This is a genomic window from Corynebacterium ihumii, from assembly GCF_028609825.1.
Taxonomy (GTDB): Bacteria; Actinomycetota; Actinomycetes; order Mycobacteriales; family Mycobacteriaceae; genus Corynebacterium; species Corynebacterium afermentans.
This window is the reverse complement of sequence record NZ_CP063190.1, coordinates 34,706-54,452: the sequence shown is the minus strand read 5'-3', so window position 1 is coordinate 54,452 and position 19,747 is coordinate 34,706. Positions and strand designations below refer to the sequence as shown.

The 19,747-nt window shown below is 61.8% G+C and carries 8 protein-coding genes and 1 tRNA gene; 7 read left to right on the top strand and 2 right to left on the bottom strand.

The annotated features are described in order from the left end of the window. Window positions 1–109: 109 nt before the first annotated feature. Both CIHUM_RS00200 and CIHUM_RS00195 read right to left on the bottom strand, forming a co-directional pair. Window positions 110–8,380, bottom strand: a complete 8,271-nt coding sequence (locus CIHUM_RS00200) for a DUF7507 domain-containing protein (protein WP_273680221.1) — start codon at window positions 8,378–8,380, stop codon at window positions 110–112. Window positions 8,381–10,307: 1,927 nt separating this feature from the next. Next, window positions 10,308–10,391, bottom strand: a tRNA-Leu gene (locus tag CIHUM_RS00195). A gap of 179 nt (window positions 10,392–10,570) precedes the next feature. Between CIHUM_RS00195 and CIHUM_RS00190 the strand changes: the two genes are divergently transcribed. From CIHUM_RS00190 to pknB, 7 genes are read left to right on the top strand one after another with little or no spacing between them, the layout of a single operon-like run. Continuing rightward, complete coding sequence (locus tag CIHUM_RS00190) at window positions 10,571–11,455, top strand: DUF3662 and FHA domain-containing protein (RefSeq protein WP_034996766.1); 885 nt, start codon at window positions 10,571–10,573, stop codon at window positions 11,453–11,455. Window positions 11,456–11,466: 11 nt separating this feature from the next. Beyond that, window positions 11,467–11,916, top strand: a complete 450-nt coding sequence (locus CIHUM_RS00185; protein ID WP_034996765.1) for an FHA domain-containing protein FhaB/FipA — start codon at window positions 11,467–11,469, stop codon at window positions 11,914–11,916. Continuing rightward, a complete protein-coding gene (locus tag CIHUM_RS00180) occupies window positions 11,913–13,271 on the top strand; it encodes a PP2C family protein-serine/threonine phosphatase (RefSeq protein WP_034996764.1) in 1,359 nt (452 codons plus the stop codon). The genes CIHUM_RS00185 and CIHUM_RS00180 overlap by 4 nt, the downstream gene beginning before the upstream one ends. Next, window positions 13,268–14,620: an FtsW/RodA/SpoVE family cell cycle protein gene (locus CIHUM_RS00175; protein WP_034996761.1), complete on the top strand. Its 1,353-nt coding sequence runs from the start codon at window positions 13,268–13,270 to the stop codon at window positions 14,618–14,620. Before CIHUM_RS00180 ends, CIHUM_RS00175 begins: the two co-directional genes overlap by 4 nt. Next, window positions 14,617–16,071, top strand: coding sequence for a penicillin-binding transpeptidase domain-containing protein (locus CIHUM_RS00170; protein WP_034996754.1), 1,455 nt, complete (start codon window positions 14,617–14,619; stop codon window positions 16,069–16,071). The genes CIHUM_RS00175 and CIHUM_RS00170 overlap by 4 nt, the downstream gene beginning before the upstream one ends. Continuing rightward, the gene (locus CIHUM_RS00165; RefSeq protein ID WP_273680220.1) at window positions 16,072–17,643 is read left to right on the top strand and encodes a serine/threonine-protein kinase; all 1,572 of its coding nucleotides are present in this window, start codon (window positions 16,072–16,074) and stop codon (window positions 17,641–17,643) included. It begins immediately after the preceding gene. Then, window positions 17,644–19,722, top strand: coding sequence for a Stk1 family PASTA domain-containing Ser/Thr kinase (gene pknB / locus CIHUM_RS00160; protein WP_074431952.1), 2,079 nt, complete (start codon window positions 17,644–17,646; stop codon window positions 19,720–19,722). It abuts the gene before it with no gap. Window positions 19,723–19,747: the final 25 nt, after the last annotated feature.

The window sequence follows — 19,747 nt, the reverse complement described above, 5'->3', positions numbered from 1 at the left end:
TAGTTGGGGGAGTCCTCCCCAGTGTGCCCACGCCAACGAGAGCAGCACCGAGCATGGGGAAACCCCGGCAGTTCGCGATTGAACTGCCGGGGTTTACCTGATTGGTGGGTTACTTCGAGGACCCAGACGAGCCTTCAGACGAACCGTCCGAGGACCCCTCAGAGGAACCGTCGGAGGAACCATCCAACAGTCCGGTTGAGGAGCTGTCGGCCGAACCGGCATCAGCCTCAACGTCTCCGTCGGTGGTCTCACCCTCCGTGGTCTGCGTCACTGGGGCAACCGAGGTGGCTACCCCACCGCGTCCCAGCAACGACGAGCCGCCAACGCGCACATCGTCGATGGTGGTGGTCTTCTTCGGACCAATCGCGGTAAACGCCTCACCCTCTTCATTGGTGCACCAGTCGTAGAGCACAGAGCCTGCCACAACCACACCAAGTGCAACCGCAGCCCACTTGCCGTACTCACGGACCTCCGGCCTATTCATCAGCTGACCCAGTTGACGATTCGCCTCATCCAGACGAGCACGCAGCTGCGCCACCTGCTCATTTTCGTGGCCTCGGCGACCGAACCCAAGATCCGGGGTATTGCGGCGGATCTCTTCCTGAATCTCATTGGAGATCTGGTTGAACCGGTCATTGATCTGGGCAACATACGGCGCAGCCGCATCACCCAACACCTGACCAGCCAAGGCCAGCGGCACCATGTACAGCAACGGCGAGCGAACAGCGTTCGCCACGCACTTGTTGATCACACTGGTCTTGGTCGTCGACGTCACCGGCGTATCCGTCACCGTCACCGTCGTCACCGGCGGCAGCGTGTACGTCGCCGTGTGCGTGACCTCCGGGACGTAGCCGTCAGTCGGCGTCGGCGACACAGTCGTGACTGCCTTGTCGTCCTCGTCGACAACCACAACAACCTGACCCGGCACCTTCGGTGTCGTCGTCGCAGTCGGACCCGTAACCGTAGTCACCACAGTGCTCGGCTCCGGAGTGATCGTCTGCACCGTCGTCACCGGCGTCGTACGCGTCACCGTCACCGGCGACGGGGTAATCGTCGTGGTCTCAACCGTGCAGTCACACGGCGTCGGATCAACCGTCGGAGTGGACTGCGCCTTATCAACCGGGGTGTTCGGCACACGCTCAACCACCGTGGTCTCAGTGGTGACGGTGCCCGGCACCGTCGTCGTCGCATCCGTAGTACCCGGAACCGACGTCACAACCGTCTCCGTGGCCGTGACCGGCGGAGCCGTCGCAATCGCCTCATTGACGTGGTAACCCTCCGGCGCCGCCACCGTAATGACAATTGCCTTCGACTCACCAGGTGCGAGCGCAAACCCGCGACCTTCACCCTCAAGGGCCTCATTGATCAGCGCCGCGAACTCATCCGCATCACCATCATCGAGGCGAGTCACCGAATCAACTACGTCGATACCAGCCAACGCCACCGAACCAGTGTTGGTCACCGTGTAGCGCAGCTGCATATCTGCACCCGGCTTCACCGGCAGCGCATCGTGCGCCTCCTCGGCATCGCGCCACGCATCCTCATCCTCGTCAACGCCCTTGATCTCCTTGACAATCGCAAGCTGCGGCGAATCAGACGAAGCATCATCCGACGGAGTCGACGTCAAGGTAACAGTCGTGCCCGGATTGGTAGTACCCGGAACCGTAGTACCCGGAACCGTAGTGTTCGGATCAGTCGTACCCGGAACCGTCGTCCCTGGCTCGGTCGTACCCGGAACCGTCACCGGCGGCACAGTCACACGCACAACATTGTCGTGGCGGCCAACCGGCGCCTTCACCGTCACCGTGACATCACGGGACTCACCCGGAGCCAAACCGAACGACGGCTGCTTGCCCAGCTGCGCATCAATCTGCTGCTGCAGATCAGCGTTGTCCTCCTTGACCTCATCCAGCAAACGGATGCCGTCAATGGTGGTCTCACCAGTGTTGGTGACACGGTAGGTGATCTCCATATCCTCACCAGCAGTGACAAGCGCATTGTCGTCACGGCCGTTGATGTACTTCTTCACCTCAAGACCAGCCTTCGGCTCCGGCGTGGAGTGACCCGGATCAGTCGGAGTCGTCACCGTCACCACAGTCGAAGACACCGTCGTGCCCGGCACAGTCGTGCCCGGCTTGGTCGTACCCGGATCCGTCGTGGTCTCATTCGTCGTACCCGGCACGGTCGTGCCCGGAACCGTGGAGTCCGGCACCGTGGTACCCGGAATCGTCACCGGCGGCACCGTCGGACGCGCCACATTCTTATGCGCACCCTCCGGAGCATCCACCTCAACAGTCACCGTGGTCGACTCACCAGCAGCCAAATCAAACGGCTCAACACCCTTCAGTGCTTCATCAATATCCGCCTGCAGATCAGCATTGTCCTCGCCCTCGACCACATCGACGACGTTGACACCTGTGAGATCCACATTGCCCGGATTCGACACCACATACGAAATCGTCATCGGCGCACCAGCAGCCACAGTCACAGCAGACTCCGGCTCATTCGCATCCTCACCATTAATCAACTTCGTAATCGCAACCTGCGGATCATTCACACGACCAGAATCAGTCGGTGTTGTCGACGGCACCTGCTGCGTCGTACCCGGCACAGTCGTACCCGGCTCAGTCGTCCCCGGCTTCGTCGTCCCCGACTCAGTCGTACCCGGCACCGTGGTGCCCGGCACCGTCGTACCCGGCACCGACACCGGCACCGTCGGACGCGCCACATTCACGTGACCACCAGCAACAGCCGGCACCGTCACCTTGAACTCAGCAGCAGTACCAACAGCCAAATCAACAGCCTTGAGCTTCTTCAGCTCAGCGTTAATCGCCTGCTGCAACTCATCCTTCGCAGCACCCTCAGTGACCTGATCAAGAACATGCACACCTGTGAAATCCACGTTGCCCGTATTGGTCACCGTGTAGACGATGTTCATGTCCTCACCAGGAGCAACCACCGGAGCATCAGCAGCAAAGTCAGCGTCCTTGCCGTTGATCGTCTTGACAATCTCCAGTTGCGGATTCGGCTCAGGCGTCGGCTCCGGCACCGGAGTATCAACCGTCGGCGTCGACGCACCACGATCCTTCGGCGCAGTCACCGTCACCACAGTCGAAGACACCACAGTCTCCGGAATCGTGGTACCCGGCAGCGTCGTTGCAGGGATGGTCACTTCCGGCACAGTAGTAACTGCCACCGGGTGAGCGAAGTTCACATGCGCCTCAGCCGGAGCCGGCACAGTTACCTCAACCTCAGTCGACGTCTTCGGCTCAAGGTCAACGGTCTTGTCTGCAAGCGCAGCCTCAATATCTTGCTGCAACTTCCCAGCAACCTCGGAGTCGCCTTCAACCTCATCAACAATGCGCACACCAGACAACGGCGTGTTACCGGTGTTTTCCACCACGTAACGAATCACCATGTCCGCACCCGGCGTCACCGTCGGAACCACTGTCGCGCTGGCATCACCAGACGCTTCAGCATCAAACCCGTCAACAAACTTCTTGATCCGAAGTGCGTAATCCTTCGAACCGCCCTTATCGGACGGCACCGTCGACGGCACCGGATTCGTCGTCCCCGGATTCGTCGTCGTCTCATTGGTCGTGCCCGGCACCGTCGACGGCACCTCGACAACAACCTCGTTTTCGTGGGTGCCTTCCTCAGCTGTCACAGTAACGGTGAACTCACGGCCCTGACCAGCCGGCAAATCAAACGTACCGACCTGCTCATCAAGCTGCTCGGCAATCGCCTCGCCCAGTGCACCCTCCGGCGACTGGGTCACAGTATCAGCAAGCGCCAAACCGAAGTAGTCAACATTGCCCGTATTAACGACACGGTACGTAATAACCATGTCATCACCCGGAACAATCGCCGCAGCATCATCAAGCGAGTCAGCGTCACGGCCGTTGATGTACTTCTTCACCTCAAGACCAGCCTTCGGCTCCGGCGTGGAGTGACCCGGATCAGTCGGAGTCGTCACCGTCACCACAGTCGAAGACACCGTCGTGCCCGGCACAGTCGTGCCCGGCTTGGTCGTACCCGGATCCGTCGTGGTCTCATTCGTCGTACCCGGCACGGTCGTGCCCGGAACCGTGGAGTCCGGCACCGTGGTACCCGGAATCGTCACCGGCGGCACCGTCGGACGCGCCACATTCTTATGCGCACCCTCCGGAGCATCCACCTCAACAGTCACCGTGGTCGACTCACCAGCAGCCAAATCAAACGGCTCAACACCCTTCAGTGCTTCATCAATATCCGCCTGCAGATCAGCATTGTCCTCGCCCTCGACCACATCGACGACGTTGACACCTGTGAGATCCACATTGCCCGGATTCGACACCACATACGAAATCGTCATCGGCGCACCAGCAGCCACAGTCACAGCAGACTCCGGCTCATTCGCATCCTCACCATTAATCAACTTCGTAATCGCAACCTGCGGATCATTCACACGACCCGGATCAGACGGAGTGGTCACCGTGATCTCGGTACCCGGAACCGTCGTGCCCGGATCAGTGGTGCCCGGAACCGTCGTGGTCTCATTCGTCGTACCCGGCACAGTCGTACCCGGACGAGTGGTACCCGGAACAGTCACCGGCGGCACCGTCGGACGAGCCTCGTTCTCGTGGCCACCCTTCGTTGCCTTCACCTTCACCGTGAACTCAGCCGCCGTACCAGCAGCCAAATCAACAGCCTTGAGCTTCTTCAGCTCAGCGTTAATCGCCTGCTGCAACTCATCCTTCGCAGCACCCTCAGTGACCTGATCAAGAACATGCACACCTGTGAAATCCACGTTGCCCGTATTGGTCAGCGTGTAGGTAATCGTCATGTCCTCACCAGGAGCAATCACCGGAGCATCAGCAGCATGGTTCGCATCCTGACCATTAATCGTCTTATTGATCTCAATACGAGGATCGTTCACACGACCCGGATCAGACGGCGTCGTCACCGTAACCTCAGTACCCGGAACCGTCGTGCCCGGATCAGTAGTGCCCGGCACAGTCGTACCCGACTCGGTCGTACCCGGAACCGTGGTACCCGGTCGAGTGGTGCCCGGAACAGTCACCGGCGGCACCGTCGGACGAGCCACATCGACGTGACCACCCTTCGTTGCCTTCACCGTCACCGTGAAGTCCTTCGACTCACCCGGCTCGAGATCAACTGCATCCAGCTTCTCCAACTCAGCGTCAATCGCCTGCTGGAGCTCATCCTTGGCAGCACCCTCAGTGACCTCATCAACAACGTGCACACCCTCGAGTGCCACGTTGCCAGTGTTCGTCACCGTGTAGGTGATTTCCATGTCCTCGCCAGGAGCAACGACCGGAGCATCAGCAACATCGTTCGCATCCTGACCATTAATCGACTTAACGATCGCAATCTGCGGATCATTCGCACGACCCGGATCAGACGGAGTGGTCACCGTGATCTCGGTACCCGGAACCGTCGTGCCCGGATCAGTGGTGCCCGGAACCGTCGTGGTCTCATTCGTCGTACCCGGCACAGTCGTACCCGGACGAGTGGTACCCGGAACAGTCACCGGCGGCACCGTCGGACGAGCCTCGTTCTCGTGGCCACCAGCAGCAGCCGGCACCGTGATCGTGAACTCTGCGACGGTACCCGGCGCAATGTCCACAGCCTCAAGCTTTGCCAGCTCAGCATCGATAGCCTGCTGCAGTGCACCCTTGGCTTCGTCATCCTTCGCCTGGGTGACCACGTCGGTGATCTTGACGTCACGCAGCAGCATCGTGCCCGTGTTCTTCACACGGTAGGTGATCGTCATGTCCTCACCAGGCGCAACCACCGGGGCGTTTGCAGCGATATCGGCGTCCTGATCGTTGACCAGCTTCGTAATATCGAGACCCGGCGTCGGCGGGGTCACCGGATCACACGCGATGTTGTTGGATTCGCCTTCCTCATCGGAGTCGCCATCCATACGCACCACGTTGACCAGGCCCTGACCAAATGCAGATGCACCCGGCGCCGTGACAAGACACTGTTCTGCCTCGTTGGCGATGATTTGCTCAACACGCTCAGAGGACATCGTGCCCGAGATCGTAACCTCGAACGACTTCGTCTTCTTGGCATCGAGCTCAACACCCTCGCTCACCAGGTAACCACCAGTGACCTCGTCAGCCTCGACAGCTTCGCCGTCAACCTTGACCTCGGCAATGGTGACACCACCGTCGGACTGCGGCTCATCGTAAATAGCAGCAGACGTACCCTTGACATCACCCTGATTCGTCACAGTGACGTTGTAGGACCGGGTAAACGCATACGCATTCGCATCCTGATCCCACTCAAGCTCCACAGGCGTGTCATCTGCAGATTCCTTCTCCACTGCGAACTGAGTCTCCGGGTTCTTAACCGGATTGCACTCGATGTCCTTTTCGCCCTCGCCGGTGCCGTCGCCAAGCATGGCGATGTTGACCAAGCCTGTTGCCGCAGACGGTTCGTTATTAGCAGCCTTGCACTGATCTTCCGTCGCGGGCAGTGCTTCGACCACATCGCGGGTCACAGTGCCAGCAATAGACACCTTGAAGACCTGCTTGCCACCCGGCGCTAGGTCGACACCCTTAGACAGAACATAACGACCCTCATCATCGGCGGTGAGAGCTTCACCACCATCTGTGGTAAACGACGCGATCTCAAGACCTTCACGCAGAGCCGGCTGATCATAAACCACACCGGAATTGCCCGGTGCGACGCCGTTGTTCTTTACGGTGATGGAGTACTCACGCTTGAACGTGAACTTGCCCTGCTCTTCATCCCAGGTGACAACAACGTCACCTTCCTGAGCTTGCTTATCGATGACAAACTTCGGGTCCTTCCACGGAACCGGATCACACACGATGTTGTTTCTATCGCCCTCGTCGTCGCTATCACCCCGCATGGACACCGTGTTCACAATGCCCTTCACAGCAGTGGGTTTCGACGGGTCGAGCGCCTCACATACGCCGGAGTTGTCCGCCGGCAGCTTCGCGGCTGCATCTGCAGTCATCGTGCCCGACAGCACAACAGTGAAGTCCTGGGTCTTGCCTGCCTCGAGCACAACGCCGTCAGAGATCAGGTAGCGGCCATCCTCACCTGCTTTGACACTCGTGCCGTTAACCTTCAGCTCAGTGAGCTCGGTGCCCTCACCCAAGATCGGCTTGTCGAACACCTTCGAGGAAGTAGCCTCGATCTCGCCTGTATTGGTCACGGTGACTTTATAGGTGCGGGTAAACACAAAGGCATTCTCACCAGCATCCCAGGTCAGCTCTGGTTTGGCACCGTTAGCTTCCTTCTTCACCGAGAATTGCGGCACGCGAATTTCGTCACATGCGGTATCTCGGGATTCCTCAGAACCTGGAACAGAAGGCTTGACCACAGTGTTGATGAAGCCCTTAGACGCACCATCGGAAGTGCCACCTTCACGACACTCACCAAACTGAGACCAATCGAAGTCTTCAGCGACATCCTTCGCGGATACGATCAAACGAATCGGAATCTCAATGGTCTTGCCATTAACGATTACGCCACTCGGGACTCGGAACTCTGGTTCTTTTTCAGTACCGAAGTTATTGGCAGAAGCGTAGAGACGCTCTCCATTTTCGTCAGTCTTCGCCTCACCTCGCGCATTCAACTGACCGTATTCCATACCGACGATCTTGAAGCCCTTGTAGTTCTCCGGAAGGTCACGGATCGGCGGGTACTCGCCAGCAACATCGCCGTCGTTAGTCACCCGAATGGTGTACGGCAGTTCGAACGTTTCGTCGCCATAGCGCTGGGCAGTCGTCAGATCGATCGGATCTGGGTGTCCGATCTTGTCGATTGTGATATTCGGATCAGACAGTTCAATACACGTCGGGTCAACTGTAGGTTCACGGCCCATCACCGATGGATCGTCAGACAAAATGCCGTCTTGTACAGACAGGCTCGCCACACGACCCTGGTTACAAACCTTATCTTGTTTCTCGGCCGTGACACGGAAAGTCACCGTCGCCTGATCGTTCGGCGGAATCACACCACGGAACAGATCCACGTCGTCAGCAAGCTCGTTGCCCTCAACCGTGGCGCCGTTGATGTAACGGACCTCCTGATATGGGAAGACACCGTCCTCGTCCGGCACGTCGTGCCCGTTCAACGTCGTCGATTCTGGAACATACGTTACCGATTCAGCATCCAGCTCATCGTGGAATGTCACCGCTGTAGCGGTCACGTTACCCGTATTCCGCACAGTGACGGTGTACTCAAGCTCAGAGACACCCTTCTCGGACTTAAGCAGCTTCACCGTCTTCTCAATAGCGAGATCGCCCTGAGGTTGGGCACACGAAGCTAGATCGTAGATAGTCAACTCTGGGATGTTGTCATCGATGGCGGCGGCTTCGCCGGTGCTCTCATCCAATTCGTAAAAACTGGATGACTGACTATTGGCATCCTGATTCGGGATCGCACTATTCGCGTACAGGATTGATCGGCCGGATTCATCCTCACCGAAGGAGATACCATAATACCCTCCGCTCTCGAGGCCACCCGAGCCCATGTTATCCCGCTTCTCGCCAACATATCGGCCAGAAATACCGTTCGAACCACCTGACGATAGTTCCTCGCGGGAAACGGTGACCAGAGAGGATTCCAGAGAATGTCCCTGCTGGCTGGAGACGCCAGAAGCCAAAATCGCCCAAAGATTACCATTACCATCGAAGGCGATATCGCCATAATGCAGCTGCTTGGCATTTCGCGTATCAGCGACCGCCAAGCGATCTGGATCTTCAGTACCGTCGGGCAACCTAATCGAGGCAGTAAGCAGACCGTAATCCTCGGCCTCTATGCTCTTGTAGTCGGACTCGCCAACGTAAATGCGCACGTCGTCGCCCGGTTCCCCCAAATCTACTACATCCGAACTAGACTTCGACAGCTCGTCCGAGCTAATTGCCCAAAGATGACCGTCCGTCGCCAAGGACCATAACGTCCCGTAACGATCCATTGCGAGGCGATTTGTTCTAAGCGGGTCACTACCGAGAGATTGTTTCCCTTGCAGACTACGCCCGACAACCCGTGCATTGTTGTTTTTCAGGTTGATCTTTATTAGGACTGAGCTATATCGGTTGGCTTCTCGCAGAGCGGCATACGCGATGTCCGGGTTCGTTGGGTCGATCGCAAGTGCCGGCGATCCGTCTCCCCAGTTCTCTCCATTTGTTACAACCATTGGAAAATTCCATTGTTTCTCCGCTGGTGCACCCGTTTCGGGGTCAAAGTATCCAATGACGTTGGATACTCTGTAGTACATGGCATTTTCGTACCCCGTCGAGAAGTACTGACGGTTGCACTTCGGCTCCACCTGACCGTCGTTGGTGTTGTCCTCGACCACAACACGGGTGTCGGTCTCTTCCAACGTCACCGTCGTGGGATTCTCAATCTGGTCGTCCAGTTTGGTGAAGGTGACAGACACGTTTGCCGGTTTCGACCACGTCACCCACCCGCTACACGCGAACGTAACTGCCTGACCTGGGTAAAGGTATTTCGTGTGCTCCAAACCGGAAGAAGAAACATTCGAACCACAGATGTCGTTGGCCGTGGTGTCGAGCCTGAAGACGTCGTCTTCAGTTGTGTTCTCCACTTTGTACACGAGGCGTGCCTCACCGCCACCAGCCGGTACCGTGTCTGGCGTGATCGGATCGACGGTGAGCGTCAGGCCCCCGTCTGAAACTGACGACCCCGCTTTACTGACTTCGCCAGCACCACCTTCGGCTGACTCGCTATTTGTCTCTTGCGCCTGCGCGGCTGGTAACCACGTTTGCCCTGTCACCGGCGCGACAACGACCATTGCCGCCGCCAACGCCAGTGCCATGAGCAGCGCAAGGGGATGCTGCAGGAACGCCCGCATCCTCTTGGGTATCACTGTCAAGGTGTCTCCTAAATGTCAAGGTTGCCGAAACAACCCGCGTGTATGACGAGGGCCAGAATTTTGCGTACTTCCCGGCCATCGCTTCCCCGCCCGAGCCAAAGCTCCCATTTCAGGGCACAAAACGGCACAGTGCAGCGAACATTACAAAGACTATTACAGAGCTCCCAGTCGTTCAACTGTCTAACAGGAAACGGCTCTTCCACAATGAATTGACAGGTTTTTACGAATGCGAGGTGAGTCAGCGCGCCGTCCTTTTCTGGTACACAGAACACCCCACAGCATCCGGAGCGATCAAGGTTCCCGTCCAACAAGTCATGATTTAGCTACAAAACTGCCGGAGCCCCACTACCTACCCACCCCGGGTCACGCCAAAAACAAAAAATCTCGAGACACCGTAGGAACGATGTCTCGAGACAACACATTGTGCCCGGGGGGGGACTTGAACCCCCACGTTCTTGCGAACACTGGCACCTGAAGCCAGCGCGTCTGCCAATTCCGCCACCCGGGCGGGCGACTTGATAAATATAGAACGGAGCTCACAAAAATCACAAATCGCCAGCGCATGGTGCATTTCTACCCGGTGGATCAACACGCGAGACACGCTGCGCGTATAGGTCGTGTCGGGGTGGCCACCTATACTGTCCGAGTTACTTAAATTCTGATGTGAAGAAAGGAGGTGCACAGGAAATGGCAGTGATGGACAAGCTGGCAAAGCTGGATAGTTCCCTGCAGCGCGGCCTGGATAACTCTATGGCGGCGCTCTTCGGCGGCAAGGTCGTGCCTGAAGAGGTTGAGGAGCTGGTCAAGCAGGAAGCCCAGGACTCGCTGGTGGTCACGGACAGGGACGAGTACGTCGCCCCGAACGTGTACGCGGTGGGTGTGTCTTCGAAGGATTTGGAGAACTTGTCGCAAAACCGCGATCTTCCTGTGGACCTCGCCGATCAACTCATGCGCTACGTGCGTAACAAGCAGTGGTTCCTCGACGGCCCTGTTGTTGTGCGTATCGCGGAGGAGTCGGGTCTGCGCACTGGCCAGCTCCGGGTGTCCTCATATATCGACACCATGCCGGATGTGGTCAGCGGCTTCGACGCCATTGTGGCGGAGCCGAAGAAGCGCAAGGCCTCGCGCTCGCAATTGAAGGAGGATGCAATGTCCGAACCTAACGCCAACCAGCCGCAGGCCGCTGCCGACACCGATGCGGCCACGGTGAGCCTGCTGCTTCAAGACGGCTCGTCGCGCACCTACCTGGTCCACGAGGGCTCCAACATTCTGGGCCGCTCCAACGACTCGGATTTCCGCCTGCCGGATACCGGTGTGTCGCGCCAGCACGCGGAGATCACCTGGGACGGCCAGGTGGCGGTGCTGGTGGATCTGCAGTCCACCAACGGCACCACGGTCAACGACGAGCCGGTGGAAAACTGGATGCTCGCGGACGGCGACGTGATCACGCTGGGCCATTCCAGCATTGAGGTCCGCATCATCGGCGGCGAGGACCAGCCGCAGGCCAGCGCCAACCAGCCGGAGTTCACGGATTCGGTGGCGCACCCCAGCACCGAATACTTCCGCCCGTAGAAGGGTTTCACATGGATTCGACCATGATCCTCAGCGCCCGCTTCGGCCTTCTGGCCTTGCTCTGGGTGTTCATTTTCCTGGTGATGTGGACGCAGAGGAAGGATGTGGTGTCGGCGGGCGGAACGATGCGTCGTAAGGCAAGTGCGTCTGCCCCTGCCCCCAGGGAGAAAGCGCGCACCCTTGCGGTAGTTGAGGGGCCGCTGAAAGGCTCCCACATGGAAATTGCCAGCTTGGAAGACTTGACTGTCGGTAGAGCCGGAGACAACGATTTCCAGCTGGGCGACGACTTCGCCTCCTCGCGCCACGCGCGCCTGTTCCGCAGGGGCAGCGACTGGTTCGTGGAGGACCTGGACTCGCGCAACGGCACCTTCGTCAACGGGGTGCGCATTGATCAGCCTGAGCGGGTGACCGTGGGCACGGACATGAAGATGGGACGCACGATTGTGAGGCTGATGCCGTGAAGCTCGCGCTAGATTTCGTGGCCGCGTCCGACCGGGGCCTGGTCCGCGCCAACAACGAGGACTCCGCGTACGCGGGCCCGCACCTGCTGGTGCTTGCGGACGGTATGGGCGGCCACGCCGCCGGCGAGGTAGCCAGCCAGCTCATGGTCGAGCACCTCGAGCACTTGGACCGCGACCCCGAGGACGCGGACATGCTCGCGCTTTTGGGCGCGGCAGCGGAGGACGGCAACGCCGCGATCGAGGCGTCTGTGGCTGAGCACCCCGAGCAGGCCGGCATGGGCACCACACTTACCGCGACGATGTTCAATGGCCGCGAGCTCGGCCTGATCCACGTGGGCGACTCCAGGGGCTATTTGCTTCGTAAAGGCGAACTGCGGCAGCTCACCGTCGACGACACCTTCGTCCAGTCGCTGGTGGACGGCGGCAAGCTCGCGCCCGAGGACGTCTCGTCGCACCCGCAGAAGTCCCTGATTCTGAAGGCCTACACCGGCCGGGCCGTGGAGCCGCACCTGGAGCTCATCGAGGTCAAGCCGGGCGACCGCGTGCTGTTGTGCTCCGACGGGTTGAGCGACCCGGTGACACAGCAGACCATTCAGCTCGCGCTCGGCGACGGCACCCCGGAGATGGCGGCGAACCGCCTGATCGAGCTGGCGCTGCGCTCCGGCGGGCCGGACAACGTCACCGTGGTGGTGGCGGAAGTCGTGGAGGCCTCCGAGGGCGATGCCGCGGCAGAGACTCGCGCCGTGGTCAAAGCCGGCGCGCTGGACCCGGGCTACGAGTCATCCCACCCTGACTCCGCCGCCTCCCGCGCCGCAGCACTGCTGCGCAGGTCCGAAACCATCACCCCGGACCACAACCGGGCCAAACTCCAGGACGCAGATGCTTCCGACGACGAGGAGGGCCACACTAGCGGAGCCGGGAAGAAGGGGCCGTCGTCGGTGTGGCCTTGGGTCGTCGCAACGCTAGTGCTTCTGCTGGTGCTTGCGGTGGCGGGCGTGATGTGGTCGCAATCCCGCGCCACGGACGCCTACGTGCTGAAGGTGCAGGACTCCGGCGAGTTTGTGGTGCAGCACACCACTCGCGACAACCTGTTCGCGGACGCGAAAACCGAGGACATCCAGCGCGCCTGCTTAAACACCAAGGGCGAGATGCGCGTGATTTCCAAGGACACCAAGCCGGGCGATTGCAGCATCTTTGCCACCTCCGACCTGCCCAAGGACAAGCGCGAGGTCGAAGACGTCACCGGCTCCTACGATGACGTATTAGCCAAGTTGAATGAGTTGGCGGATCAGGCGCTGCCGGCCTGCACCGACAAGAAGAGCGCCGAGGAAGACACCTGCCGGGAGGTGCGATGAGCCGCCTAGTATCCCGCAGCCGCGAGCTGCTCCTCTTGTTGTTCGCCACAGGGCTCCTTGCGCTGATGCTCTTCGGCCTAGAGACGAGCCAAGGGCGCACCCTGTCCACCGAAATGCTCTACATCATCGGCGGATTCATGGGCGTCTACGCCATCGCGCACGTGGCCATCGCTTTCTTGGCGCCGTACGCGGACCAGGTGATGTTGCCCGTGGTGGCGCTGCTCAACGCCGTGGGCCTCGTGGTGATCTACCGCCTTGACCTGGCGGAGCGCCCCGGCTACGGGCCGCTGGCGGAGCGCCAGATGCTGTGGTCGCTCGTTGGCGTGGGGCTGATGGTGCTGACCCTGGTGGTCATCCGCGACCACAAATCCCTGTCGCGCTACTCCTACCTGTTGGGCCTGGTGGGCCTGATCCTGCTGGCCCTGCCGCTGGTGTGGCCGCAGCCCCCGGGTTACGAGGAAGCGCGCATCTGGCTGTGGCTGGGCCCGTTTTCCATCCAGCCCGGCGAGTTCTCCAAGATCCTGCTGCTGATCTTCTTCGCCCAGCTTTTGGCCCAGAAGCGCGCCCTGTTCACCGTGGCCGGCAAGCGCTTTTTGGGCATGACCTTCCCGCGCATCCGCGACCTCGCGCCGATCCTCATGGTGTGGGCGATCGCGATTTTGATCATGGGCATCTCCAACGACTTCGGCCCGGCGCTGTTGCTGTTCGCCACCGTGCTAGGCATGGTCTACTTCGCCACCGGCCGCGCGTCCTGGCTATTCATCGGCGTCGGATTGGTGGCCGTGGGCGGCTACGCCGTCTACCAGGTCAGCTCCAAGATCCAGGAGCGCGTGTCCAACTTCATCGACCCATTCGCGGACTTCGACGGCATTGGCAACCAGCCCGCCAACGCCCTGATCGGCCTGAGCTGGGGCGGCATCACCGGCACCGGTCTGGGCTACGGCCACCCGGAGCTAGTGCCCGTGGCGCACTCCGACTACATCCTGGCCGCCATCGGCGAGGAGCTCGGCTTCGTGGGCATCGCTGCGGTGCTGTGCCTGTTCGCGGTGTTTATCACCCGCGGGTTCCGCACCGCCATGCAGGCGCGCGACTCCTACGGCAAGCTGCTCGCGTCCGGGTTGGCGCTGACCATTGTCATCCAAATCTTCGTGGTCGCCGGCGGCGTGTCCGCCATGCTGCCCATGACGGGCCTGACCACCCCGTTCATGTCAGCCGGCGGCTCCTCCGTGATGGCCAACTACATCCTTTTGGGCCTTTTGCTGCGCATCTCCAACAGCGCCAACCGCCCTGCGGACTACGACGCCGTCGCCGCCGGCACCGCGCGCCCTGAGGTGGTGGGCGCACGATGAACAAGTCCATCCGCTACGGCGCCGTCGTCGCGCTGGTGATGATCGCGGCGCTTATGGTCAACTTCACCGTGGTCCAGGGCCTGCGCGAAGACGAGTACGCGCAAAACCAACACAATTCGCGCATCCTCATGGACCTCAAGCGCACCAACCGCGGCGACATCGTCGCGGGCGAGACCGTGCTGGCCCAAAGCTACCGCGACGAGGAAACCGGCTTCTACCAGCGCGCCTACCCCAACATGCCGTTCTCGTTTGCGCCCATCGTCGGTTTCGTCTCCGACCAGTTCGGCACCTCCCAGCTGGAGGCTACCCACAACGGTGACCTCACCGGCGACTCCGGCGCCGCATCGCGCTTTTTGCGCACCGGGCTCGAGGACGGCAAAAAGGGCGACACAGTCGAGCTGACCCTAGACCCGAACCTGCAGGCCTTCTCGTACGACCAGCTGGCCAAGCCGGGCTTTGATGGTTCGGTGGTGGCCGTGAGGGCGTCGACAGGCGAGGTGCTCTCCATGGCCTCGACCCCCAGCTTTGACCCCAACGGCATTGCCGACCCGGCGACCGCCGAGGGCGCCTGGGCCGAGGCCACCGGCAACCCCGCGAACCCGCTGTTAAACCACGCGGCGCAGGAGCAACTACCGCCAGGCTCGATTTTCAAGATCATCACCACCGCCGCAGGCCTGCGAAACGGCTTCACGCCGGAGTCGCCGCTGACCGGCGAGGCGCAGACGATCCTGCCGGGCACGGACAACATCCCGCTGACCAACTACGGCGGCCAGGCCTGCGCCGGCGGCGGACAGGTGCCGCTGCGCACCGCGTTCGCCCTGTCCTGCAATACCGCGTTCGTGCAGATGGGCCTTGCTATGGGCCCCGATGCGCTGCGCGACGCCGCCGCCCGCTTCGGCGTCGGCGAACGCTACAACCTGGGCCTGCCCAACGCCGCGGGCTCGCTGGGCGAGCTGCCCGGCGGGGCCGAGTTGGCCCAGTCCGCCATCGGCCAGCGCGACGTGACCATGACTGCGCTGCAGGCGGCGATGATGTCTGCGACCATCGCGAATAAAGGCAAGCGCATGGAACCGCACGTGGTGCGGCAGGTGCGCAACGCCAACGGCAAACTCCTGCACGAAACCGAGCCGGTGGAGCTGAACGAGGCCGTAACGGAACAAGAAGCCGCAACGATCACGGACTTGATGTTCGCGTCCGAGCGGTGGACCTTCGGCTACGACGGCAACGGCTTCGCCTCCAAGACCGGCACGGCCGAGCACGCCGAAGGCGCCGCCCCGCACGTGTGGTACGTAGCGTTCGACCCGGCCAAGGACGTCGCCGTTGCCGTGGTGGTGAAAAACGGCGGCAACCTCGGCGAGGCCGCCACCGGCGGCCAAGTCGCCGGACCGATCGGACGCGCCGTGTTGCGCGCAGCACCCGCCGCCCCCGCACCCGTGGAAGGAGCAGAGTAGATGAACACCGAAAACCGCGAGGACCTGCAACAGCTCATCGGCGACGGCTACAAGCTGCAGTGGATCATCGGCCACGGCGGCATGTCCACCGTGTGGCTGGCAGACGACCTGGCCAACGAGCGCGAGGTGGCCATCAAGGTGCTGCGCCCTGAGTACAGCTCCAACGCGGAGTTCCTCGCCCGCTTCCGCAACGAGGCGCTGTCCGCCCAGGGCATCAACTCCGACAACGTGGTGGCCACCTACGACTACCGCGAAGCAGACACCGACGCGGGCTCCACCGTCTGCTACATCATCATGGAGTACATCCGCGGCGAGTCGCTCGCGGACCTCATCGCCCGCGAAGGCCAGCTGGATGAGGCGCTGGCGCTCGACGTGCTCGAGCAGGCCGCCCACGGCCTGGCCGTGATCCACCGCATGGGGCTGGTGCACCGCGACATCAAGCCGGGCAACCTCATGCTCACCCAGCACGGGCAGGTGAAGATCACGGACTTTGGCATCGCCAAGGCCGCCGCGGCCGTGCCGCTGACGCGCACGGGCATGGTGGTGGGCACCGCCCAGTACGTCTCCCCCGAGCAGGCCCAGGGCATGAAGGTCACCGCGGCGTCCGACGTGTACTCGCTGGGCGTGGTGGGCTACGAGCTGCTCTCCGGCAAGCGCCCCTTTAACGGCGATTCCTCCGTGTCCGTGGCGCTCGCGCACGTTTCCGCCGAGCCGCCCGCGCTGCCCATTTCGGTCTCTGCCCCGGCGCGCGAGCTCATCGAGATCGCGCTGCGCAAGGACCCCGGCCAGCGCTTCCGCGACGGCAACGAGTTCCAGCTGGCCATCTCCCAGGTCCGCCAGGGCCTGCGCCCCGCCCAGCCGGGTGGCCACACCCAGGTGGTGGCTACCGAGCCGTCCGCGACCGCGTCCACCCAGATGCTGGCCAGCGTTGCCGAGGAGCGCACCTCCCACCCGGAGGGCGCCTACCCGCCGTCCGCAGCAAGAGCCGTTGCTTCTCGACGTCCTCCGGCTCCCCCCGCCCCCTCCCGCGTCGCGACACCAGCGCCGCGCGAACACGCGCCGGAGAAGAAGTCCTCCGCGGCCGGGCCTGTGATCTCCGCGATTTTGCTGCTCGCGCTGCTTGCCGGCGGCGCCGCCTGGGCGTACACCGAGGGCGTGTTCGACCGCTTCACCGGCGGCGGCACCCCCACCACCCCGCGGCCCACCATGAGCGCGACCACGCCGACGGCGGAGGAAGAGGCAGAAGACACAGAAGACGCAGAACAGCCGGTCACCGAAACCACCACGGAGCGCGAGCGCACCACGATCACGGAACCGCGCAACCCGGGCACCCTGCGCTTCGAAGAGTCCGAGACCGACAACGCCCCGGCTCCCGCGGAGCCGTCCGCGGAGCCCTCTGCTCCGTCCGCCGACGTCTCCGAACCGTCTGCACCGTCCGCGGCGACTCCTACGCAGCAGGCTGGAACACCGGAAAGCGCGACGTCGATAAGCAATCAGCCCGAGGTCACAAACTCACCGGCCCCTGCGGTAGAATTGCCCAACCTTGATAGCTTGCTCGGAGGTGGCAGGTAAATGCTGATCGCGGACCGGTACGAACTCGGCGACATCATCGGCACTGGCGGAATGTCGGACGTGTATGCCGCCACCGATGTCTCGCTTGGGCGCGAAGTCGCCGTGAAGATGTTGAAGATCGACATGGCGCGCGACGAAAACTTCCGCGAACGCTTCCGCCGCGAAGCGCAAAACTCCGCGCGTCTGAACCACCCCAACATCGTCTCGGTCTACGACACCGGCTCCGTGGAAACCTCCGGCGTGGACGTGCCCTACATCGTGATGGAGCTCGTCCACGGCATGAACCTGCGCGACATCGTGCGCAACGAAGGGCCGCTGTCCCCCGAGCGCGCCGCGAAACTGCTGCTGCCAGTCACCCGGGCGCTGCAGGCCAGCCACGACGCCGGCATCATCCACCGCGACATTAAACCCGCCAACATCATGGTCACCAACACCGGTGCCGTGAAGGTCATGGACTTCGGCATCGCGCGAGCGTTGGATGATTCCACTTCCGCCATGACGCAAACCTCCGCCGTCATCGGCACCGCACAGTACCTCTCCCCCGAGCAGGCCCGCGGAAAAGCCGCCGACGCGCGCAGCGACGTCTACGCGCTCGGCTGCGTGATGTACGAATCCATCACCGGGGTGCCGCCGTTTGAGGGCGAATCCCCCTTCGCCGTCGCCTACCAGCACGTGCAAGAAGACCCGGTGCCGCCGTCCGAGCGCATCGCCGCGCCGCTGTCGGACAACGAGGCGGTCAACGTTGACTCGGTCATCCTCACCGCGATGGCGAAACACCCCGCCGACAGGTACCAAACCGCCGACGAAATGGGCGCGGACTTCGCGCTTTTAGAGCGCGGCAACGTCACCACCGCCGCCCGCAACCACCTCGCCGCCGCCGAACAAGACGCAGGCTCCCACGCCGTGGACTCGCCGTCCCAGGACCACACCGTTGTGGTTGGGGATGTGGTGCGCGAACCTGTGGTGCGCAGAGAAGCAACTGCTGCCTCCGGGCACACGCGCTACGCCGACCACCGCGCCGCCAACGAGAAAACCTCCTCCAACTGGCTCAAGTGGCTCTCCGCGCTGCTCGGCCTGCTGCTCGCGGGCGCGGTGTGCTGGTTCGTCTACGACTACTTCTCCGTAAACAACGACAGCGCTGAGGTAGTCAAAGAGGAAATGGTGCCCGTGCCCGAACTCGTGGACATGCCGCGCAACGACGCCATCCGCGAACTCGAGCACCTCGGCTTCGAAGTCTCTGTGACGGAAGAGCCCAGCCCCGAAATCAAACGCGGCAACGTTATCTCCACCAACCCCGCCGCGGGCTCCGAACTCAAGCGCGGCACCCAGATCACGCTGACCGTCTCCACCGGCAAGGAAATGACCGACGTGCCGGACGTGACCAACCTGACGGCCGAAGAAGCCATCGAAGAGCTGAAGAACGCCGGGCTGGAACTCAACCCCAACGTGCGCCGCGAATCTAGCGACAACATCGAAGAAGGCTTGATCACGTCGCAGCATCCGGCCGGCGGCACCCAGATCGCCAAGGGCTCGCGCATCGCCATCACCGTCTCCTCCGGGCCGGAAATGGTGCAGGTGCCGTCCCTGGTGGGCCTGAACGTCGAGCATGCCACCGCGACCCTGTCTTCCCTGCAGCTGCGCTCCACGGTCACCAGCGTGGACTCGACCAAGCCGGAGGGGCAGGTGCTCGCCGTGGCGGGCGAAAACACCGACGTCGAATCCGGCACCACCATCGAGCTGCGCGTTTCCAACGGCATGCTCATGACCATGCCGGATATCACACGCCAGAGCTCCGAAGAGGCCGAAAAAGCACTCCGCGACGCCGGCTGGAACGGCCGCTTCGTGCCCGGCCCGACGGTGCCCACCGGCGCGCTTGTGGACGACGGCCTGGTCGGCCACCAAGAAATCGCCGCCGGCGAAACCATCCGCAAGGACCAGGCCATCGGCTACAACCTGTGGAAGTTCGATGCAGGCAAACTCATTCCGCAGAATAACGCGGCTTCACGGCAGGCTGATACAGTTCAACCCCAGAACGCGAACACCGCGCTGCGCAACATGCAGCGCGAGCTAGGGCTTTAGGCGTCTAAGACGCTTTAGACGCTAT